The organism is Bdellovibrio bacteriovorus HD100, assembly GCF_000196175.1.
In the GTDB taxonomy this organism is placed as follows: domain Bacteria; phylum Bdellovibrionota; class Bdellovibrionia; order Bdellovibrionales; family Bdellovibrionaceae; genus Bdellovibrio; species Bdellovibrio bacteriovorus.
Genome location: NC_005363.1, coordinates 3,233,598 through 3,255,389 on the forward strand (window position 1 = coordinate 3,233,598; position 21,792 = coordinate 3,255,389).

22 protein-coding genes and 1 pseudogene are annotated in these 21,792 nt (G+C 51.2%); 8 read left to right on the forward strand and 15 right to left on the reverse strand.

Annotated features, from left to right (window positions below; all coding sequences use genetic code 11):
* Nucleotides 1–50 precede the first annotated feature (50 nt).
* The 11 genes and pseudogenes from BD_RS15190 to BD_RS15240 all read right to left on the reverse strand — a co-directional run bounded on the left by BD_RS15190 (nucleotide 51) and on the right by BD_RS15240 (nucleotide 9,940).
* A complete protein-coding gene (locus BD_RS15190; RefSeq protein ID WP_011165665.1) occupies nucleotides 51–881 on the reverse strand; it encodes a MinD/ParA family protein in 831 nt (276 codons plus the stop codon).
* Nucleotides 878–2,311 carry a flagellar biosynthesis protein FlhF gene (flhF, locus tag BD_RS15195; protein WP_038448452.1) on the reverse strand — a complete coding sequence of 478 codons (1,434 nt, stop codon included), beginning with the start codon at nucleotides 2,309–2,311 and terminating at the stop codon, nucleotides 878–880. The genes BD_RS15190 and flhF overlap by 4 nt, the downstream gene beginning before the upstream one ends.
* Nucleotides 2,301–4,400: a flagellar biosynthesis protein FlhA gene (gene flhA / locus BD_RS15200; RefSeq protein WP_011165667.1), complete on the reverse strand. Its 2,100-nt coding sequence runs from the start codon at nucleotides 4,398–4,400 to the stop codon at nucleotides 2,301–2,303. Before flhA ends, flhF begins: the two co-directional genes overlap by 11 nt.
* Nucleotides 4,400–5,461 (reverse strand): flagellar biosynthesis protein FlhB, encoded by a 1,062-nt coding sequence (gene flhB, locus BD_RS15205; RefSeq protein WP_011165668.1) that lies wholly within the window; start codon nucleotides 5,459–5,461, stop codon nucleotides 4,400–4,402. The genes flhA and flhB overlap by 1 nt, the downstream gene beginning before the upstream one ends.
* Nucleotides 5,462–5,493: 32 nt before the next feature.
* Entirely contained in the window at nucleotides 5,494–6,273 is a 780-nt protein-coding gene (gene fliR, locus BD_RS15210; RefSeq protein WP_011165669.1) for a flagellar biosynthetic protein FliR, read from the reverse strand.
* A complete protein-coding gene (gene fliQ / locus BD_RS15215) occupies nucleotides 6,273–6,545 on the reverse strand; it encodes a flagellar biosynthesis protein FliQ (RefSeq protein WP_011165670.1) in 273 nt (90 codons plus the stop codon). The genes fliR and fliQ overlap by 1 nt, the downstream gene beginning before the upstream one ends.
* 8 nt (nucleotides 6,546–6,553) lie before the next feature.
* The gene (gene fliP, locus BD_RS15220; protein ID WP_011165671.1) at nucleotides 6,554–7,312 is read right to left on the reverse strand and encodes a flagellar type III secretion system pore protein FliP; all 759 of its coding nucleotides are present in this window, start codon (nucleotides 7,310–7,312) and stop codon (nucleotides 6,554–6,556) included.
* Nucleotides 7,309–7,977, reverse strand: a complete 669-nt coding sequence (locus BD_RS15225; RefSeq protein WP_226988045.1) for a FliO/MopB family protein — start codon at nucleotides 7,975–7,977, stop codon at nucleotides 7,309–7,311. The genes fliP and BD_RS15225 overlap by 4 nt, the downstream gene beginning before the upstream one ends.
* An 11-nt stretch (nucleotides 7,978–7,988) precedes the next feature.
* Nucleotides 7,989–8,240 (reverse strand): annotated as a pseudogene (fliN, locus tag BD_RS15230) (flagellar motor switch protein FliN); the annotation flags it as partial.
* A 125-nt stretch (nucleotides 8,241–8,365) separates the two neighbouring features.
* A complete protein-coding gene (fliM, locus tag BD_RS15235) occupies nucleotides 8,366–9,367 on the reverse strand; it encodes a flagellar motor switch protein FliM (protein WP_011165674.1) in 1,002 nt (333 codons plus the stop codon).
* Between the two features lie 9 nt (nucleotides 9,368–9,376).
* On the reverse strand, nucleotides 9,377–9,940 hold the full coding sequence (locus BD_RS15240; RefSeq protein ID WP_226988046.1) for a flagellar basal body-associated FliL family protein: 564 nt from the start codon (nucleotides 9,938–9,940) through the stop codon (nucleotides 9,377–9,379).
* 224 nt (nucleotides 9,941–10,164) lie between these two features.
* On the opposite strand from BD_RS15240, the gene BD_RS15245 reads away from it, so the two are divergent.
* From BD_RS15245 to BD_RS15260, 4 genes are all read left to right on the forward strand, one after another.
* A complete protein-coding gene (locus BD_RS15245; protein ID WP_038448462.1) occupies nucleotides 10,165–10,446 on the forward strand; it encodes a CsbD family protein in 282 nt (93 codons plus the stop codon).
* A gap of 33 nt (nucleotides 10,447–10,479) precedes the next feature.
* Complete coding sequence (locus BD_RS15250) at nucleotides 10,480–10,776, forward strand: hypothetical protein (RefSeq protein ID WP_011165677.1); 297 nt, start codon at nucleotides 10,480–10,482, stop codon at nucleotides 10,774–10,776.
* 174 nt (nucleotides 10,777–10,950) lie between these two features.
* Nucleotides 10,951–11,490, forward strand: a complete 540-nt coding sequence (locus BD_RS15255) for a hypothetical protein (protein ID WP_011165678.1) — start codon at nucleotides 10,951–10,953, stop codon at nucleotides 11,488–11,490.
* Between the two features lie 106 nt (nucleotides 11,491–11,596).
* On the forward strand, nucleotides 11,597–12,382 hold the full coding sequence (locus BD_RS15260) for a murein L,D-transpeptidase catalytic domain family protein (protein ID WP_011165679.1): 786 nt from the start codon (nucleotides 11,597–11,599) through the stop codon (nucleotides 12,380–12,382).
* Here the strand turns inward: BD_RS15260 and BD_RS15265 are convergent.
* A complete protein-coding gene (locus BD_RS15265; protein WP_011165680.1) occupies nucleotides 12,379–13,230 on the reverse strand; it encodes an inositol monophosphatase family protein in 852 nt (283 codons plus the stop codon). The genes BD_RS15260 and BD_RS15265 overlap by 4 nt on opposite strands.
* A gap of 133 nt (nucleotides 13,231–13,363) precedes the next feature.
* On the opposite strand from BD_RS15265, the gene BD_RS15270 reads away from it, so the two are divergent.
* Nucleotides 13,364–14,173: an SPOR domain-containing protein gene (locus tag BD_RS15270; protein ID WP_226988047.1), complete on the forward strand. Its 810-nt coding sequence runs from the start codon at nucleotides 13,364–13,366 to the stop codon at nucleotides 14,171–14,173.
* A 62-nt stretch (nucleotides 14,174–14,235) separates the two neighbouring features.
* Here BD_RS15270 and BD_RS15275 read toward each other — a convergent pair whose 3' ends face one another.
* Together BD_RS15275 and BD_RS15280 are read right to left on the reverse strand one after the other, a co-directional pair.
* Entirely contained in the window at nucleotides 14,236–14,835 is a 600-nt protein-coding gene (locus tag BD_RS15275) for a hypothetical protein (protein WP_011165682.1), read from the reverse strand.
* Nucleotides 14,836–16,173, reverse strand: a complete 1,338-nt coding sequence (locus tag BD_RS15280; RefSeq protein WP_231839206.1) for a hypothetical protein — start codon at nucleotides 16,171–16,173, stop codon at nucleotides 14,836–14,838.
* Nucleotides 16,174–16,346: 173 nt separating this feature from the next.
* On the opposite strand from BD_RS15280, the gene BD_RS15285 reads away from it, so the two are divergent.
* From BD_RS15285 to BD_RS15295, 3 genes are all read left to right on the forward strand, one after another.
* Nucleotides 16,347–18,635 (forward strand): ATP-dependent helicase, encoded by a 2,289-nt coding sequence (locus BD_RS15285; protein WP_011165684.1) that lies wholly within the window; start codon nucleotides 16,347–16,349, stop codon nucleotides 18,633–18,635.
* 71 nt (nucleotides 18,636–18,706) lie between these two features.
* Entirely contained in the window at nucleotides 18,707–19,201 is a 495-nt protein-coding gene (locus BD_RS15290; protein WP_011165685.1) for a hypothetical protein, read from the forward strand.
* A gap of 235 nt (nucleotides 19,202–19,436) precedes the next feature.
* Nucleotides 19,437–20,882, forward strand: coding sequence for a methyl-accepting chemotaxis protein (locus BD_RS15295; protein ID WP_011165686.1), 1,446 nt, complete (start codon nucleotides 19,437–19,439; stop codon nucleotides 20,880–20,882).
* A 48-nt stretch (nucleotides 20,883–20,930) separates the two neighbouring features.
* Here BD_RS15295 and BD_RS15300 read toward each other — a convergent pair whose 3' ends face one another.
* Nucleotides 20,931–21,764, reverse strand: coding sequence for a flagellin N-terminal helical domain-containing protein (locus BD_RS15300; protein ID WP_011165687.1), 834 nt, complete (start codon nucleotides 21,762–21,764; stop codon nucleotides 20,931–20,933).
* Nucleotides 21,765–21,792 lie beyond the last annotated feature (28 nt).

The window sequence follows — 21,792 nt, forward strand, 5'->3', positions numbered from 1 at the left end:
ACAGGTCCGTGCCCTAAAAGTCCAATTCTCACATAACTGTGGAGTTGGACCTAAGCGCTCCCCACGACCTGATCCCAGAACATCTGCATGCCACCGGTGATCTCAATTTGTTTGGAGGACTTCTCCACCTGATTACAAATTTGACGAATCGCTTTAGAAGATTCAGCACCGATATCTTGTCTCACAATGAGACGCTGCATCTGGTTTGCTTTTCGCAAAACCACATCATTGGGAACCGAGCCCCAATAATCCAGACCAATGTAGAGGAACTTGTTCACCACATCGTTGAAGCGCTGGTAAAGTCCCAGCCCTTCCTGTTCATCACGCACTTGATTGCAAATAATAGAGAAGTGATTGACCTTGTACTGCTTGTGCAGAACCTTGATCAGCGCATACGCATCCGCAAAACTGGCCGGATCCGGAGTGATCACGACTGAAACAGTTTGCGCCGCTGAATTCAGGAACAACACGTTTTCGGCAATCCCCGGAGCGGTATCAATCAGCAGATAGTCAAAACCCAGTGGCAAAGCACTGACAGCCTCGACCATGGCTCTTCGTTCGAAGTGATTCAAATGATTGAACTCAACCACACCACTGCCACCCGGAATCAGGAAGACGTCCTTGGACACTTCCATCAGGATGTCGCGCATCTCTTTGCGGCCGGCGATAATGTCATGCATGTTTCCGGTAGGACGAACCCCAAAAAGGATGTCCACGTTGGCCATCCCCAGATCCCCGTCCAAGATCAGCACTTTTTTGCCTTTTTGCGCCAGAGACAGGGCAAGGTTCGCCACCAGCGTGGTCTTCCCGACCCCGCCTTTGCCGGAGGTGATGCTGATGGTGCGCGTGCGCTGCATATCAAAAGAGTTCATGTTTCTCATACAGCTTCAGAGTCCTGTTGTTTAAATTTAGTGATTCTGAAAATCAGATCCAAAAGACGCTCTTTGGTTGCGAATTCAAAGTCCTCGGGAACACGCGGTCCGATGCCGAAGGAGTGCAAAGGCACGTCAAAGCGTTTCATAAAGTTGTAAATCGTTCCATGCTGGGTGGATTCATCCAAAGACGTGAAGATCACATCTTTATAGCCCAGAACCGAGTATCTGCGCCCCAGTTCCGTCGCATCACCGTCTTTGGCGTTGGTTGACAACGTCAAATGGATGTTGGGATTCAAGGCCGCCGGTGGCAGCAGACTTTTCAGCATCTGAATTTCTTCGTTGCTCTTCAGGCTCAGGCCCGTGTAATCCACAAGCACACAATCCACATTCGCCAGATAGCGCATCAGATTTGTCCAGTCATTCTGGGTGCGAATCACTGAGAATGGCACGTTCAGAATCTGCGCGTAAATCTTCATCTGATCAGCCGCGCCCACTTTGAAAGTGTCCGTTGTGAACAGGGCAATCTTCTTGCCTTCCCGCACCACCATCTGGCTGGCCATCTTGATCAATGCCGAGGTCTTACCGCTGCCAGCAGGACCGACAAAGCAGTGGATTTTCCCTTGCGTTGGGTTCTGGGCAATCTTGGTGTTGTCCAAAACATGGCGGGCCACATAAGCTTCAACCAGGGATTTATTTTTCAATTTCAATGCTGGAAGGGTTTCCTGTGCCGTGGTCAGGATCTCTGCCGCGATTTCCGGAGCCATGCCTGCTTTGGTCAGCTTTTCAAAGACGAAGCTCAGGTCGTAGTTGATGCCATAGTCAGCGCCCGGGTGCGAACCCGTGAACGTCTGAGGCATCTGCTGGAACTGCGTGATCACTTGCTTCAGGCTGGCGATTTCATTTTTCAATGCAATCACTTCCGGACTTTCCGCCGCCACCACAGGTCTTGGCGCCGGAGCCGCTTTTACTGGTGCCGGTGCCGGAGCCGCGGGTTTACGTGGTGCTGTGTTGTTTCCGCGGGAGAAGATTTCATCCTGCTCCTGGAAAGCATTCAATGCTCTTTGAGCAGCGTTGCGAACGCGTGTTTCAGATTCATCTTCAATGTCGATATAACGACGCTGAGTGATCGGAGCCGGAGCCGTGTTCTTTTGCACATGCTTTTCCACCATTTTGTGGATCAGCTCTTTTTGCTGGCGGGCCGTGCTGTTGTTGAATCTGACACGATCCTGCTCACGCAGACGGGATTCAGCAAATTTCTTCTTTTGCAGGGTTTCCTCGGATACGGCGGCCGTGATTTCCACACTGCCCTCGCCGACAAGACCGAAGCTCTTGTTGTTGTCGCGAGCCGACAGGATGATGGCGTCCGGACCCAACTGGGTCTTCACCATCTCAAGGGCTTCTTTCATGGTACGTGCTTCAAATTTCTTAACCTGCATGGCTCATCTCCACGAGTGCAACCGATTTTACATCCGCATCCGACGACAACTCATTGTGTGAAAGCACCACAAGCTGCGGGATAAAGCGGGACGTTAACTTATACAAATGACGACGCGATGTCGGGCTGGTCAGCAGGATCGGCTGACCGGCCACTTCCGGATGGTGTTCCACCGTCCGCGCGATTTCGTTGATCAGACGATGGGCCGTCGTCGGGTCCATCACCAGCTGAACGCCCTGCTCTGTCTGCAGCAGGGAATTGGCGATCAGCTCTTCAATGTGCGGGTGCAAAGTCATCACCGGGATATTGCCCATATCCGTGGTGTATTTCGCGGTGATACCGCGGGCCAGACTGCGACGAACCTGCTCTGTCAGGACCTCGACATCTTTCGTGCGAGGAGCATCGTCGGCCAAGGTTTCAAAGATCGTCAGAAGATCACGGATCGAAACCTGTTCTTTCAACAGGTTCTGAAGCACGCGAACCACAGATCCCAGTGGCAGCAGATCCGGGATAAGTTCTTCAACCACTTTTGGATGAGACTTTTTGAAGTTCTCAATAAGAGTGGAGGCTTCCTGACGACCCAGAAGTTCATGCGCATGGGTACGGATAATTTCTGTAAGATGAGTTGCCATAACAGTCGGCAAATCCACCACCGTGTAACCGGCAATTTCAGCGTCTTCTTTACGCACAGGCGAAATCCACAAAGCATCCAGGCCAAACGCCGGTTCTTTGGTTGGAATCCCCTCGATACGCTCGGCGACGTTGCCCGGATCCATCGCCAGAAGTGCTTCCGGACGAAGGGTGCCACCACCCACGCGGTTGCCCTTGATCATCAGGCGGTATTCGCCCGGGGCCAACTGCAGGTTGTCGCGGATGTGGATGCTTGGAACCACGATCCCCAGATCCAGTGCAAACTGCTTGCGGATACTGACGATACGCTCCAGCAGATCCCCGCTGTGATCGGATTCAACAATATTGATAAGACCATAACCAACTTCCAGCTCGACCATGTCCAGCGGAAGCATCGTTTCGATATTCTCTTTTTTCGGAGCAGACAAAGCCGCTTCCGATTGCTTCTTGGAAGCTTCCGCCTGTTCAGCACGGGCTTTTTTGATAACCCAGGAAGTCGCACACAACAATCCGCCCATCAGCAGGAACGGAATCGTTGGAAGACCCGGCACCAGCCCCATCAAGATCAGCACAGCACCCGAGATCATCACGGCCCGAGGCTTCACGAACAACTGACCCGTGACCTCTTCACCCACATCTTTGTCAGAATTCGAGGTACGAGTGACGATGATACCGGCCGCCGTGGAAATAACCAGAGCCGGGATCTGAGAAAGCAGACCGTCACCGATCGTCAGCATGGTGTAGTATTTTGCCGCGGTCCCGACATCCAGACCTTTTTGAATAACACCGATAGCGAGACCACCGATAATGTTGATCAGAGTGATGATGATACCGGCAATGGCATCACCGCGAACGAACTTGGAGGCACCGTCCATCGCGCCGTAAAAGTCCGCTTCACCTTCCACCTGCTTACGGCGCTTGCGCGCTTCGGCTTCAGTGATGTGACCGGAATTCAGCTCTGCATCGATGGACATCTGTTTACCAGGCATCGCATCCAAGGTGAAACGAGCTGCAACTTCCGCCACGCGCCCGGAACCCTTGGTGATAACCATGAAGTTGATGACCATCAAAATCAGGAACATCACGAAACCGATGACATAGTTTCCGCCGACCACGAAATTCGCAAAGGATGCGATCACGTGACCCGCGGCCTGTTCACCGGTGTGCCCTTCGGTCAAAATCAAACGGGTCGTCGCCACGTTCAGGGACAGACGGAACAAAGTCGTCATTAGCAGCAGGGACGGGAAAGACGTGAAATCCAAAGCCCGGTCGGTATAAATACTGACCAAAAGAATCAAAATGCTGATTGCCAAAGAGAATGTCAGAGTCAAATCCAGCATCATCGGAGGCAACGGTATGATCATTACCGCCAAAACAGCCAAAAGACCAAATGCAATGAAAAGATCCGTATTCTTCGTGATCTTATCGAATCGTTTTAGGAACTGAAACAACTGATCCATTATCTTTTCTTCCTACGCAAACGGTAAACGTATGAAAGCACTTCAGCCACAGCCACGAAGAGCTCCCGGGGAATAACCTGTCCAATTTTCAATGTCTTGAAGATCGTGCGCGCCAGTGGTTTGTTTTCCACGATAGGCACATTGTTTTCGCGCGCGATTTCCTTGATCTTTTCCGCCACGTGATCCGCACCCATCGCCACGATTTGCGGCGCCGGCAGATTGTCCGTGTACTTCAGAACCACCGCAATGTGGGTCGGATTCGTGATGACAACGTCCGCCTTCGGAATCTCGGACATCATGCGCTTGCTCGCCATTTCACGCTGAATACGGCGAATGCGCGATTTGATCATCGGATCACCCTCGCGCTGCTTGTGTTCTTCCTTGACCTCTTGTTTGGTCATCATCATTTTCTTTTCAAGATCAAAACGCTGATAGAAATAGTCAGCACCGGCAATCACCAGCATCACCGCGCCAACACCACCCAGCAGCTTCACCACGATCACCCCAATGTAGGCGATGATCTGGTCGATGGAGTACGTCAGCATGTATGGGACTTGCGTCACTTCACTGCGCAGCAGGAAATAAAGAACCATCGCCACCGCACCCATTTTCAGGATGGATTTCAACGCTTCCACAACGGCACGCATACTGAAGACACGTTTGAAGCCTTCAACCGGATTTACTTTTTCAAAATTAGGGGAAACGGCGTCTTCGACTTGCAGGAAGCCGATTTGAACAATCGAGGAAGCTGCGCCGATGATACCGGCAAACAGCAGAACCGGAGCAATCAGGATCATGGCTTTCATGCCGCAGTACTGAGCGGCTTCAGTGAAGTTTCCTTCACGCACCATTTTGACCATGTCGTCGCCGAAAGAGTGCTGGAAAACTTCGTACATTTCCTTGAAGAAGAAACGGCCCAAAGCATACACGCCACCAGCCGCCGCAAGTAACATTACTGCGGACGCCAGCTCCTTTGTATGTGCAACATTTCCGCGCTTCCGGAATTCTTCCCGTCTCGCGTCCGTTGCTTCTTCGGACTTTTCGCCGTTATCTTCAGCCATCTCGTTCCTTCCTAGAACTTAAAAGCCTTACCCTATAAGTGTTTCATCACATCAAACAGTTTGCTAGCTGTGATTTCAACAACCCCATTCATTTCCATAATCAAAAGCGGAAGGCAGATAAACACCACTGCCATACCCAGCATGATCGTCACTGGCATACTTGTTACCAGGACGTTGATCTGGGGCACCGCTCTTCCCAGAATACCCATCGCCAGATTGACAATCAGGATCGCCACCAGAACCGGGGCACACATCTTGATCGCCATCACAAATGCCACTTGCCCGAATACGGCGATTTCGGCAAACGGCCCAAAATTCAAAGCCAAAGAACTGACCGGCACAAGCTCATAGCTTTGCGCGATCGCACTGATCAGCATGTGATGGCCGTTGATGGCCAAAAACACCAAAGTCGCCATGGCAGAATAGAACTGCTCGATCACCCCACCCTGGGAACCCATCATCGGGTTATAAAGCTGAGCCGCGCTCAGACCCACGCTCATGGAAACCAAGTCCCCTGTCATACTGACCACAAAGAAGAACAACCGGGTTAAAAAACCCAGCGCCAATCCGACAATCAATTCCCGGACGGCCAAGCCAATGATTTCATTGGAAATTACGAGGTAGTCCACGTTGCCGACTTTAACCACCGGGTAAAGCACCATGCTCAATACCAGGGAAAGCAGGATCTTAACCGGCGTATTCACCAACGGAGAGCCAAAAACCGCGGAAGAGATCACATACGCCAGCATGCGCAGCAGAACCAGCGCAAACAGCAGAATCTGAGCCTCGGTCATCGCACTCCAGTTCAGCACTATTCCCTCACCATCACGGCAATATTTTCAAAAAGATTCACAGTGTAAGAGCTCATCACGTCCATCATCCATGGCCCGGCCAGAACGAACACCGCCGCCACCACAATCATCTTTGGAATGAAGGTCAACGTCGCCTCATTGATCTGAGTCAGCGCCTGAAAGATACTGACTGCCAAACCCACAACCAGTGTGCTGATCAAAAGTGGCGCCGCCAGCATGGCTGTCGTGCGAAGAGCGTCCTGTCCCAGTCTGATTACCAATTCATCTGTCATTTTTCACCTCACCCGAAACTCTTGACCATGGAACCGATGAGCAAACCCCATCCATCCACCAGGACAAAAAGCATGATCTTAAAGGGCAACGAAATCACAACTGGAGGAAGCATCATCATACCCATCGCCATCAGAACGCTGGCTGCGACGATGTCGATCACCAGGAATGGCAGGAAGATGATAAAGCCGATCTGGAAGGCCGTTTTCAGTTCGGACACCACAAAGGCCGGAACCAAAACCATTGTCGGAACATCGGCACGGGTTTTTGGTTTTTCAACTTTGGAAAGTTTGATGAACAAAGCCAGATCCGAATCACGGGTCTGATTGAACATAAACTTGCGCAGAGGTGCGAAAGTTCTTTCAATCGCCTGATCCTGGGAAATCGTGCCAGCCATATAAGGCTGGATGCCGTTGGTGTTCATTTCATTGAACGCCGGCTGCATCACAAAGAAAGTCAAAAACAAAGCCAGGCCAACCAAAAGCTGGTTCGGCGGCATCTGCTGCACACCCATCGCCTGACGCAGGAAGGACAGCACAATAATAATACGGGTGAAGCCGGTCATCATGATCAGGATCGCCGGCGCCAAAGTCAGCACCGTCATGACCATGATCAACTTCACCGCGTTCACAACCTCATTCGGGTTGTCGGTTGTTTTGAAACCCAGATTCATTGTTGGCAATGTCACTTGGGCAAACGCACTGGAACCGAAGAAGAATACCAGAGGCAAAAGAAGCAGACTCCAAAGAGCCCATTTATTTCTGATCACTGAAAAGACCTCATGCCTTTAAGACGTTTGGAAACGATATCCTTGATTCCACTGATCGCAAATTCGTCGTCCAGATCCAGGTCCTTGGCACTGCGCTTGCGAGGGGCCGGAGCTTCCTCGTCCGCAGTCGTGTCGTCAAAGTCCACATTTTTGGAGGTGGACTGACCCAGAACTTTGCCAAAACTTTGTGGCGCTTCTTCAGGCACTTCGTCATCCAGAAGGGACAGGGACTTGATCATGGAGATGTTATGATCCGTCACACCGATCAGAATGGATTCGCCCGCCACACGCACGATTGCCAGACTTTTCTTCGGACCCAGGTAATGCTGCTGCAAAACCTTGATCTGAGTCTGATGCTTCATCGCTTTGGGAACTTTATACTTGCGCAGGAAGAAGAACGCGCCCGTACCCACAACACCCAGCATGGACAGGGTGAACAGAATACGGAAAACGCCGCCGCCCTCAGAGGCTGCTTTCTTGTTGGATTCCAGATTCAGAAGAATCTCGGACTCTTTGCGGTTGTCATTTTTAGTGACATCCTTGGGCTCTGCTGTCGCGGCCGCGGAAAGCTCCTGGGATTCAGACGCCACTGCCGTCGCCGGGGACGTTTCTTCCGCCTGAGCCGAAACTGAAACTACAAAGATCAAAGAAAGCAACCAACGCATCTTCATACCTCTTATCTGAGCTGCTCTACGCGCTCAGCAGGTGAAATAATATCCGTCAAACGCACGCCGAACTTTTCGTTCACCACCACGGCTTCACCGCGGGCGATCAACTTGTCGTTCACATAAACTTCCATCGGCTCGCCCGCCAGTTTGCTCAGTTCGATCACGGAACCTTGAGTCAGGTTCAGCAGCTCGCTGACCGGCATTTTGGTGCGGCCCAGCTCCACAGACACTTTCAAAGGGATGTCGAGGATCAGGCTCAGGTTTCTGTCTTTATGTGTTGGCATCTCGCTGGAAGCTTTTCTTCCGCTGGATTCAGCCATACCAGCAGCTTCCGCCACCAGCTGATCCGCCAGATTATCCAATGTATCGTCGCTCATTCATCCCCCTACTTTTCCACCGGTCTGGTCACTTGCACAGCCACGGTTCCATGATGTATTCCGTAATAACCTTTAAACTTTCTGACACCTTCGACCGCCACGTCGAATTCTCCTGAGGCATCCTGATCCAGCGGAATCACATCGCCGACTTTCAGGTTCATAAGATCCTTCAGCTTGATCTCGGTTTCGCCCAGGTTCACTTTGATCTCCATGTCTGTTTCCAGAAGCTGTTCCTGGATGATCGCAGTCCATAGCTTTTTGTCTGTCTGATCGGTCTCAACCTGGAAACCGGTCTGCAGTTTCTGTTTGATTGGCTCGATGGTCGCGTAAGGAATCACGATGGAGATCGTGCCAGTCGCGTTTTCAAGCTCCACGTCGAATGTGGAGGCAATAACCACGTCCGTCGGAGGCACGATACCCACGAACTGCGGGTTCACCTCGGTACGAACAAAAGAACAGCCGATCTTTTCAATGGAGGCCCAGGCCATTTCCATATCGTTGATCGCCAGTCCCACCACCTTTTGGACAATGGAAAGCTCAATCGGGGTGAAATCCTTGCCGTCGATTTTTGTATAAGGGCGGTCAGCCCCGCCAAAGAAGCTGTCCACCAACGCATAAGCCAGCTTGCTTTCGATCACGAACAATGCGGAACCACGCAGGTTTCCGAAACGCAGCACCGACATGCACGTCGGCATTGGCAGTGTATTGATGAATTCCCCGAATTTCAGGAATTCAGTGGAGGTCAGCGTGATGGAGGCGATTTTACGCAGAGCTGATGACAAAGAAACGCGGAAGGCACGCATGAATTTCTCGTAGATGACTTCCAACTGCGGAAGTCGGCCACGAATAATACGGTCCTGGCTGGTCAGATCATAAGATACGATCTTGCGCTCGTCGACCTTGCCGACGTTCTGCGTTTCGGGCTTGGATGCTTCCGGCGAGCCCACGTCCCCGTCAGAGACCGCGGCTAACAGAGCATCCACTTCACTTTGTGAAAGAACCTGATTCATAGTCCTGCCTTAGTTATAGATAAACTCGGTGAAGAACACGTTGGAAATCTTCCCCTGGACCAGGAAAGAATTGATGGTGTCCTTGATTTCACTGCGAAGACTGTCTTTGCCGTCCCTGGAGGAAACATCCTCGTAGGTCTTGCTGGATAGAATAATAATAATGATGTCGCGGATCTGGGCTTTGCGCTTTTCCAGCTCCTCCATGACATGGCTGCCGGTCACTTCCAGCTCCATGTTCACCTTTGCGACTTTACGGCCTTTGGAGCCCGCCAGATTCACAATAAAGGTTTCCAGAGGAACGACTTTACCGATGACCTCTTTTTCTTCAGTGGCCTCTTTGTGCTGAGCCTCGGCTTCGCCTTTGATCACTTGTTCAATTTTGGGTTCTGCCGCCTCTTTTTTACGATTGGAATAGAGCATGAATCCCACACCTGCAACGACGAGCATATTAACGACCGCCAAGGCAATAAGTAGAATAGGCTTTTGTCCAGATCCCCCGCTCGGAGCTGACGATACATCCGATGCTGCCGCTTTTTCTTCAGCCACTTCATCCTCCATGATGAATGACCACATAGTGGTCCTATCAAGATTGAAAGCAACACGGATGCCAACAGGACCTTCGCCGAGGGCCAATGACTGCGGTCCAACATATTTGAATTGGGGCAATTTTTGCCCCTGTGGTGAATGTTTGCCGGGTAGTAATTCTATGACAGGCGCCAAAGTTTTGGCGCGAAAATTTGACTATTTCGCCAAACAGGCGCCCCATTAAGGTAGCAACTATGGCTAAGGAGGTTCTTATGAACAAAGATATCTTCCAAGGTAAAATCAAGGAAATATCCGGCGAGCTTCGCAAAAAATGGGGTGCCCTCACCGACGATGACATCCAGAAAACCAAAGGCAACATGGAGGCCCTCAGCGGTTTGGTTCAGCAAAAAATCGGACTTTCCAAAGAAGAAGCGTCAAAACAGCTTTCCGAATTCATGACAGACATTGATAAGAAATTCACCAGCACCGGCGAGTCCGCCAGTGACAAAGTGAATTCAAAAATCGATGCCATCAAAAACAAGCTGTCTCACTAGTCCCCCCGACTGTGGTCGAGGGAAGGAGATGTTATGGACAAACAAATCTTTGATGAAAAGTTCGGAGCGTTCTCAACGGCTCTGAAACAGAAATTCGCCGGGCTGAACTTGACCGACGAAGAAATTAAAAAGGCGATGAAAAATCCCGATGATCTGGTCACTCTGGTTTCTGCAAAAACTGGTATCTCCAGAGAAGAGGCCGACAAACGGGTGCATCAGGCCATGAGCACCGTGGGTATTGATGACACCCAAGTCAAAGGCTTCATGGAAAAATGGGGCGACAAAGTCGGCGATAAAATCGCGGACATCAAAAATAAATTCAGCCATTGAGGCTTCAGGGAGGAGCCACGGCTCCTCCCTATCCGCCCCGGCTCCACCCCTGTCGGGTAAAAAACACAAATTTATTTGTGCTCCCTAATATAATTCTTCCTAGAAACCTATCCCCTTGTTGAAAAGCAGATGCACCTAGTGGTATCTAGTGGATCACTTTTTAAGGAGATTCCCATGGCTCGTCTGATTTTTTCTGTCCTTTCCATGATCCTGGCTGCTGGCGCAGCAAACGCTGACATCACCCTGAATAAAGTTATTGATGGCTCTGTCGCTTACTGTGACTCCACCCGCGGCATTCCAGCACCCACCGCAAAAGTTGTGCAATTGTCCCTGATCAGCTCTTCTTCCAGCGAAGAAGAACAAGAGACCACTTTGCGTGTTTCCTTGGTAAAGTGCCAGGATTCCCAGTGGGTACTTGATTCCGCCCCAACCCGCGAGTCCTACGTAGCACCGAATGGTGTCAAAGTAGAAATCACCTACAGCAACTATGAGATGCTTCTGGTGAACAAGAACTCGGACGTGCTGTTGCAAACGGACCTGGAGCACTTGAACCAGGGCGCCGTGCAGGAGCGATCTGTATTCTTCTATAAAACCAGAGAAGTGCCTCAGGACGTTGACGTGATCATCCGCACCCGTAAAAACGTGAAGGCCGATAACGGTGTTGAGTACTCCGAAAGTGTGACCTTCGGATCTTTCCGTATCCGTTTGAATTAAACCGCTCTGAAGCGCCCTTTTTGTGTTTTATACCTGTCAAAATTCCTGACAGTTTATTTCCTGGAAAGGGCGTACTATAAGGTCTCTTATTTACAAGGGGACCTTGATGAAATACGCCTTGCCATACATCCTCGGGACAGCGCTTTTCTGCACTGCCCTTTCCGTGTCCGCAGCCCAGCAGGACGGCATCAGCCGTAAAATCATTTCCCAGGGCGTGCCTGCCGACGCAGTCCATCGCCTGAGCAAGTTCATGTACGAAAATCGCGGTCGCAGCTTCCAGCAGGACACCTACACCTGTGAAGGCAAGGACCCGGCCAGTGTGCGCCCCTGCGAGGAAGAAAAACGCAGCCGCAGCAGCAAGTACGTCACTCTGAACAGCCCTCAGTATGTGGTCATCGTCGACTATTCCGCCCCGTCCACGCAAAGACGCTTTTACTTCATCAATCTGCGCAATGGCGTGGTCGAGAAATACTACACCTCTCACGGTATCGGCAGCGGCGACGGCAACTATGCCTATCGCTTCAGTAACACCAAGGATTCACGCCAGACTTCTTTGGGAATCTATCTGACGGGTGAAGTGTACACAGGCTCTTACGGAAAAACCCTGCGCATGTACGGTCTGCAAAAATCCAACGATCAGGCCTATAACCGTGACATTGTCGTGCATGGAGCCTGGTATGTGGGTGAAGAGTTCATCAACTCCATCAACAAAAAAACCGGACAGCCCTATGGCCGCCTGGGTTTAAGCTGGGGTTGCCCGGCACTGTCATTGTCGATGGCGGAAAAGCTGATTCCGCTTTTGAAAGGTGGCAGCGTGATTTATCACTACCACCCGGCTTTGATTGACGAGGCCCAGTCGGGCCGTCTGGTTTCGACCAAGAAAAAGAACTAGTCCGTGCCTACGCTCAGGCGAGGCACGAGGACCTTTTGAATCTCTGTGACCATATCAGCATTCCCGGCCACGATGGAGTTCTTGTACGGTGTGTAGGCTTCTCCACGATATGTCTGCACAACGCCGCCTGCTTCCTCGACAAGAAGAATACCTGCAGCAGCATCCCACGGCTGGATGTTGCGTTCCCAATAACCGTCAAACACCCCGCGCGCCACTTGCGCCAGATCATAAGCGGCGGCACCAGGACGGCGCACACCCCGGCACTTGCGAACCATCTCATCAAAGATTCTTAGCTGTTCGGAAATCACATGTTCATGCTCGGACACAAAACCCGTGGCCAGCAGACCTTTCTTCAGTTCTGTGTTCTTGCTGACTCGCAAAGGCTTGCCATTAACGAATGCGCCCTGACCGCGAATCGCGGTGTATGTTTCATTCAACATCGGCACATCAATCACTGCGAGCTGAATCTGACCGTCAATTTCCAAACCCAAGCTGATGCAGAAAATCGGGAAACGATGTACATAGTTCGTGGTCCCATCCAGTGGATCCAAGATCCAGCGCCCGTTTGCGCCGGCCTTGCTCCACGCGACCTTTGTCCCGGTTCCGTGGGAAGCGGCGAAAGTTTCTTCGCCCAAAAATTCAATTTCCGGAAAATTTTTCCTAAGATGCTCTGCAATGACTCTTTCTGATTCTTTGTCGGCTTCGCTGACAAGGCCCGCTTGGAACTTTTCCTCGACGTGCTCTAAGTTACCGAAATAATTGAGAAGCACTTGGCGCCCGAGGTTGACAGCTTCAATAGCTTGACCTAAGACCTGCTTCCAATCCCTTGATTTTACGCTGTTTTCCACGCTTTCCCCTTCGGGCAGGACCCTTGGATGATTGACCAGTTCAGAGGATTAACGCTAACATGTTTGCAGGGCCAAAGGAAGGGCCCGAAACTTAAGCATTCAAGCGGGTTTAAAAATTATGAGGATTGAAAAAATGAGTTCTAAAACGGATGTGATGGTGAAACTAGCTTTAGTTTTCTTTATTTCTTTGCTGTCTTTCTCTATCGGCACATTTGTAGGCAAGAAGTACAGTGACAATCAACATCAGCTGGCGGCTTTGGAACCACAAAAATCCTCTCACACCCAAGAGCGTGAAGTCGCTTCTGTTCCTGAACACGGGACTTCCGAAGGCAAAGTAGGCGCGATGACAGATGAAGAAATCGCGAAACTGGCTGAAGAATTCGTGGCTGATGAAGCAACTCCGGCGACAACTGAAAATGAAGCCACACCTGCTCACGGTGAACACGCGGCTCCTGCCGGTCACCACGGTGAAATCGCTGAAACCAAAGTTGAATCCAAAGAACCTAAAGTTGAAACTCACAAACCGAATTCAACCAAAGGTGACAAAACCCCAGTAACCCAGCACAACGAACCTTCTGAAGCTGCGAAAAACGTAGCGGCAGGCAAAGCACCAACAACGTTGGAAGCTGCTGAGAAGAAAGTATCGTCCAAAGAGGACCGTCTGCCTTCTTCCCTTCCAAAAGATGTGGCGCAGTTCGCGGTGGGCAAATTCACTGTGCAAGTGGCGTCTTATGCTGATGAAGCCGAAGCTCAGAAAATGGCTTCGGACCTGAAGAACAAAGGTTACAGCGCGTTCTATATCCCGGCAAACATCAAAGGCAAACAGTGGTTCCGCGTCAGTGTTGGCCAGTTTGCGACTCAGAAGGAAGCGCAAGCTTACCGCAATGATCTGCTGAGCAAAGCCAAAGTCAGCTCTGCGATCGTGCAAAAGATCACTGAGTAATTGTTCACCCGCTTTTAATTAAATTCCTAAGGAAGCCTCGTTCGAAAGAACGGGGCTTTTTTTTATAGAGGAACCACAAGGCCCGCGCGCAGCACAGCCCCCAGGGTGGGGTTGGGATCAAAGTCAGAACCCATCAGGGCACGGCCTTCCATTCCCACAGTCACACCAAACTGGCTGGTGCTTAAGATAAACAGCTCTAAGCCCGCCGACAGACCACCCATCACTTTCATACCGGTTTTATCAGAACGGCTGTCGGTCATGAATCGTGTGATGACTTCTTCTTCATAGCCACCGACTCCGGCACCGAAATAGATCACGCCACGCATGCCGCCTTCTTTGCCACTCAGGGCATTGTAACGGCCCCACACTGTCATGTCCTGATGACGGCGCTCGATACTGGAAGTGCTGTTGCCTGTGGTATCGGTAAAGTCAGCGTACTCCACCAGAACACTGTAGTGTTTGCGGTGATAGCCGATGGAAAAATTCCGAGGCTGACGGCTTTCCAGATCACCGGAATTGCCGCGTTCATAGCGCATTTCATAGTTGATCGGATACGCGGCCAACAAGGACACCGGCGCTTCGGCCGGCAGCTTCAGGCGCGACTCCTGCGCAAAGGCACCCAGGGACATCAATAGAGTCAATAAACCTGCTGCGAATTTCATTTACTTCACTTCCTGAGATTCAGGATTTGCCGCCGTTTCCGCCTTGATCACCCAGCCGGCTTCTTCCACACAGGAATAAACCATCGGGGTTTCCGCCGAAGTTTCCAGAACCCCCGCCAGAAATTCGCACTCTTTCTTTTTCATTGCGCCCAGTTCTTTCACCAAGCTCTGAACGAACTGATCGTGCGTATAGTAGGTGTCTTTCTTTTCAGCCAGGTCGGATTTCAAGGAAGGCAGCATTTTCAGGATGATCTTCGCCACTTCTTTGCGGGCGGCAAGATCTTCAAGACCGCGCTCTTTGGAATAGATGTCCGTGAACTTTTTCAGCATGCGGGAAAACTGGGTTCCCACGGTGTAGGCATAACCCGTGACATAGTCGCGGAACTTCGCGCGTTCACCCGAGGCATGGAACAGCTCCAGGTTGTTGCGCACAACCGTTTTATTCGGAAGCTCCTGGACACCGAAAAGATCATTCACTTCAAGAGAGCGCACACGTTTCTGGCTTGGCAGGGACTGAGCGATGAAATCAGGATTTCCCGTGTACATCCAGCCCCAGAAATCAGCCAGGCCTTCATTCAGACCGCGCATCATTGTAAGGCGGTGGAACTTCAAAAGGGTGGCTTCATCCAGTTCATCCCCGATCAGCACCGGTTTTTCACGACGACCACGACCCGACAGATCCTCTTGCACGATGGCCGCGTCCTCCATAAAGGATTCACGACTGTGAACACCCGTGTCTTCATCGACAACATCTTTCAGAACCAGTTTGAAGAACAAAGAATGGAAGTGTTCGTGCGCCAGAATTCCGGCGTTGATCGCAATCGCCAGGCCACTTTGAGTGTAAGGGACCACCAGCATGGAATCCGTGGTTCCGTCATAGAAAGCATTGTTGGCGCCGGAAGAACCCTTCACTCTGACGCCCACGCCGACATCGCGAGGCCACTGGTTCACACCACCCGCTCCCAGTTCTTCATCAAGCAGCGCCAGTTTTTGGGTGTGCGCATAGATGGTGACCAGTTGCTGGGTCATTTCATTGGCCGGGATAAAGTCGCCTTGTTTATTTTTAATAAAACGAGCCACCGCAGGGCGGCCATGCAGATTGTTGTTTGTAATGCGCGGGCTGAGGAAGAAACGAACGAATTTACCGGTGACTGTCTGCAGGTCTTCGATCCCCAGCAGCTCCACCGTCTGCAGAGAATAACCGGCTTTTGAGTTGGACTGCGGTGCCAGCACACGGACATTGCCGGACTGATCAGCGCTCTCAGACTGCGGGGCACAGGCACTCAAGGTGCTGGCCACTAAAATTGCTGCTGTGATCCGGCTAAAAACGCGCTTCACAAAGTCCTCTCTAAGTTCTATAAACGGAGGGGTTTCCTCGCTCACTTGACTTATTGCGTTATAGTTATAGTGGAGAATGGCGAAAACCTCAATGAAAACTTAGGGATAGACAAACTTTGTCAGTCTCACCAGAAGTTCGACAGCCCCTGCAAACGCACATTAAGGAAGCCGCCATGGATGTACTTGATTTTGTTACGAAAAATCTGAACCCCGCGCAGAAGGATGCCGTCGAAACCCTGGAAGGGCCTTTGCTTATCCTTGCCGGCGCCGGTTCGGGCAAAACTCGCGTGCTCACCCACCGCATGGCCAACATGATCGGCCAGGGGGTCGCGGCTTCCGACGAAATCCTGTGTGTGACCTTTACCAATAAGGCCGCCAAAGAGATGGAACATCGTATTTACAAGATTCTGTCGGACATGGGCGCCGTGGTCCAAACCCAGCTTTGGATCAGCACATTCCACAGCTTCTGCGTTCGTGTTCTGCGCCAGCACATCACACTTCTGGATTACAAGCCCTTCTTCGGTATCTATGATTCCTCCGATCAGCTCAGCCAGATCAAGAAAGTCATGACCGCGCTGGATATTAACGACAAGATGTATCCCGCGAAAAACTTCCAGAGCCGTATCAGCAGCGCCAAGATGATGGGTCTTTCCCCGGAAGGTTTGGAAAAATCCTCGAAGCGTTTGATGGATCAAAAGACCGTGGAAGTTTACAAAGCCTATGAGCGCGAAATGAAAAAGGCCAACAGCCTTGATTTCGATGATCTGCTTTTGAAAACCTATGATCTGTTCCGCATGTACCCAGATGTTCTGCAGATGTATCAGAAAAAATTCCGCTACATCATGGTGGACGAGTACCAGGACACCAATCACATTCAGTACCTTCTGGTGCAGATGCTGGCTTCCGCTCACCGCAACTTGTGCGTAGTGGGTGACGAGGATCAGTCGATCTACAGCTGGCGTGGGGCCGACATCAAAAACATCCTGGATTTTGAAAAAGACTTCCGTGATGCGAAGGTGATCAAGCTTGAGGAAAATTACCGATCCAGCGCCAACATCGTCAATGGCGCCACGGCCGTAATCAAAAACAACTCGCAACGCAAAGACAAAACTCTTTTCACATCGAACGATCCGGGTGATCTGATTCACGTGCGCGAGGAAAAGAACGAGTACGAAGAAGGCCGCTTTGTCGCCAAGACCATTCAGTCGATGATGAATGAGGGCGAAGGCTCTTACAACGACTATGCGATCTTCTATCGCACCAATGCCCAGTCGCGCGTTCTGGAAGAACAGCTGCGCACCATGGGCATTCCGTATCGCCTGGTGGGCGGCGTGCGCTTCTATGAACGCATGGAAATCAAAGACATGATTTCCTACCTGAAGCTGTCCATCAATCCGGCGGATGATATCGCCTTAAAGCGCATCATCAACGTTCCAGCCCGCGGTATCGGCAAAACCACGATTGAAAAAATCGAAGAATACGCGGCTCATAAAAACTTGAGCATGTTCGAAGCGGCCGAAAAAGCCTGCGAAGAGCGCCTGTTCAATGCCGGCACCACCGGCAAGATCCGTCGTTTTATCGACCTGATGAAAGACCTTCAGCAAAACGCCCAGCATCTGAAACTGCTGGAATTCTTTGCCGTGGTTCTGGATCGCACGGAATATCTGGCGGCTTTGAAAAAAGACGAATCTCCGGAATCCCAGGCGCGCATCGAAAACTTGGAGGAACTGGACAACGCCATTGCCCAGTTCGTGCAAGAGCGCGGTGAAGAATCCACACTGATCAGCTTCCTGGAAGAAATGGCTTTGGTTAACGATGTCGATTCTTTGGATCAGGAGCAGAATTCAGTGACCATGATGACCCTGCACATCTCCAAGGGTCTTGAGTATCCGTACGTGTTTGTGGTGGGGCTTGAAGAAAATCTGTTCCCAAGTGCGCGCAGCGCAGAAAGCGACAACGAGCAGGATGTCGAGGAAGAGCGCCGCCTGGCTTACGTGGGCATGACTCGCGCTCGTCAGAAGCTGTGGCTGACCTATGCGAAAATGAGACGCGTGTGGGGCCAGGAGCAGTTCAATCCTCCGTCGCGATTCATTAAGGAAATCCCGCAGAATCTGATCGACTTTAAAACGTCCGCCGAAGCGCCGCGCTTTATGGCCCGCTATGGTTCCAGCTCTTATGACTCTGACTTTGGCGGCACGCCGAAATGGGGCGCCACTAGCAGCGATCGCAACCGCGCACGCACACAAAGTTACGATGATGCACAAGACTTCCCGGATTACGAAAATGACGGGGCCGGCTCTGCACCCTTTTCCAAAGGTATGCGCGTCAGACACCCGACGTTTGGTGTCGGCACCGTGTATGCCACGGAAGGCACTGGCGAAAACTTCAAAGTCAGCGTGATGTTCACGGATAACACCGTGAAGAAATTCGTTGTGAAGTACGCCCGCCTGGAGCGCGTGTAGTCATATTTTTTTGTTGCACCAACGTGAGGATAACTGACAAACTTCTTCGGGTTACTAACAAGGAGTAATTAATGAAAAAGTTGATCGTTGTCCTTTGCCTATTGTCCTCTTCTGTTTCCTTCGCGGCTAGAAACGTCGCTTCTTATGGCGGGAAAACTGCCAGCATCAATCTGGGCATGAACAGCTCTGCATTGAACATCGGTGGCCGTATGGAATTCGACGATGCTCAAGGTGCACTGGGGGCTTACCTGTTCCTGCAAACTGAAAAGAAAGACGCAGGCATCCCACAAGTTCTGAGCTTCGGTGCTCACTCTTTGTTGAGACTTGTTGAAGCTTCCAACGTCACGGCATTCCTGGCTCCAGGTATTGGCATCTCCATGATCAAAATGGATGGCGCTGATGATAAAACCGTTGTGGGCGCAAGCTTCCGTTACGGCGCTCAGTTCAAACTTCCGAATGGCGCGGGTGCCTTGGGTATCGAGCGTTTTGAAGCTTGGAACTGGTTCGACGAAGACACTTCTTCTTCTGTCGCATTCACTTCGGCAGTTTATTCTTTCAATTTCTAATTAAAGAATTTATCGCGATTCACCTAAAAAGCCCGGCTCTGACCGGGCTTTTTTCGTTTGGCCCCCGAATGTTAAAGCGAATCCGTCTCGCGGAATCGTCCTTCTCTCACTCAAAAGTCGTAGTCATAACGTCAAAGAACCCTCTCATTGTTTTATTTCCCTTATGTTTGCGCCCTTCGCTCCGATCAATGAGGGTCGTTAAATTTTCTTTACATCTGTTCACCAAAGGGCGTTTATGAGAACCTGGAGTTTAAAAGCAAAACTGACTTTAATGGGATTGTCTGTTGCCCTGCTTGCTGCCACCAGCGGAGCTTTGGGCTTCTATTTCCTGCACAAGGTCAGCGCAGAGTACAACATAGTTGCACACGAAAACCTGCCCTCACTTAAAGAACTGGCCGATCTTCGCTCCACCATCCGCGAACTGCGCCTGCATGTTCGCAGCATCGGCCTTGCTGGAAACACACAGGAAGAAGTGAACATCTATATAGAAAAATCCAAAGAACAGATTGCCAACCTTGAAAGGCACATCGAAGCCTACGAAAAGATCGACCCTTCCGCAAAAGACCGTGCAAGCTATAAGGAATTCATCGCCGGGTGGCATGAGTTCAAATCCTTCGGTGGTGAGATTCTGTCCATGAGTGCGAACTATCAGGAAAACGAATCCAAGGTCGTATCTTTGATTCGCGATGTGTGTCCGGCCAAAGCCCAAAAAATCTATGCTCCCCTTCTGAACGAAACCACTTATCAGGTTCAGTATGCGGATCGCTCCGCCCACGAAGCCACAGCGGCGGAAAAGCAGGCCCGCTTCTGGGTGACAGTCTTTGCCGCCGTATCAATTGTCCTGGCGGGACTGGTTTCTTTCTTTGCATCGTCTTCCATCGCCAAAACGGTCAAACAGATCTGTGACGCCCTGGCGGACAACTCGCAGGAAGTACACAAAGCCGCCAGCTATCTTTCCGAAACCAGCGTGACTGTGCAAAACGGCGCCAGCAAAGCGTCTTCGATGCTGGAAGCCAGCACGGCCTCGATCAGCCAGATTGAAGCCATCGTGAAAATCAGCAGTGAGCGCGCCCTGCAGGCCAAGGTCGCTTCCGAAGAATCAAAAACTTCGGCAGAAGATGGCTCCGGTGCGATCAAACAACTGATGCACTCGATGGAAAAGATCAGCGACAGCTCGAAAAAAATGCAGGATATTATCAACATCATCGAGGACATCTCTTTCCAGACGAATCTGCTGGCGCTGAATGCCGCCGTAGAGGCAGCGCGCGCGGGAGAGGCCGGACGTGGCTTTGCCGTGGTGGCGGAAGCCGTGCGCTCTTTGGCACAAAGAAGTTCCGTGTCTGCGAAGGAGATTTCGGACTTGATCTCCCAAAGCGCCAGCTACATCGAAGAAGGGGTTTCCAAGGCCGGACAAAGCCAGGATGTCCTGTCCCGCATCCACAAAGACATTGAAAAGGTGTCTTCTTATAATCAGGATATTGCTTCGTCCAGCGAAGAGCAGCGTGTGGGCATCCAGCAGGTTTCCGGCGCCCTGGTCAGCCTGGACACGACCTCCCAAAGCAACACGAAAGCATCTGAGCAAGTTTCATCCATCGCCAAAGAGCTGAATGAAAAAACCGAAGCTGTGGATTCGCTGATTTCTGAGTTGCGTGGATTGATCGAAGGCCGTAAGGCGGCTTAAGACGAAAAAAAAGGGGCCCCGGGAAAGGGCCCCCTAACGGAGTACTTGCTAACCGATCAGCTTTAACGCCAACTGGTTTGCTTGATTTGCCTGAGACAGAATCGAAGTTCCTGCCTGCAGTAAAATATTATTTCTGACCATTTCACTGGATGCCGTTGCGACATCAGTATCACGAATACGGCTGTTGGCAGCAGACAGGTTTTCCTGAGTCACACCCAGGTTGTCCACTGTCGATGTCAGTCGATTCTGCAAAGCCCCCAGATAAGCCCGGGTGCCGCTGACATTCGTCTGCGCATCGTCCAGTCGTTTCAGTGCTGTCTGAGCCCCTTCTTTCGAAGAGAAATCCAGTCCTTCCAGACCCAGAGCATCCAGCGTCGCCGCGTGTTCGCCCGCATTAAAGCTGATGCGATCCGCGAAATCGTCGTTGCCGATACCCACCTGGAAGTCAAACTTCGGCGCCGAACCATCCAGCAATTTCGTCGTACCCCAGGTCGTGGACTTGGCAATACGCTGCATTTCGCTGGTCAGCTGAGTCACTTCTTTGTTGAGCATCCCGCGCTCGGTTTCCCCGACAGTGTCAGAGGCCGACTGGATCGCCAGTTCACGCAGACGCACAATGATGTTGCCGACTTCATTCAGACCACCCTCGGCCGTCTGGATCATCGAAATACCATCGTTGGCATTTCGCTGAGCCTGGGCAGCAGAGCGAATCTGTGCTTTCAATCCTTCCGAGATCGCCAAGCCCGCAGCATCATCTGCTGCTTTATTGATTCGACTGCCCGAAGCGAGTTTGGCCATAGAATCATTTACGATTCTTTGCGAACCCGCCAGATTTCTTTGGGCGTTCAGGGCTGCAATATTGGTTGTTACTCTCATTCCCATCTATTTCCTCGCTACTTCGTCATAACCA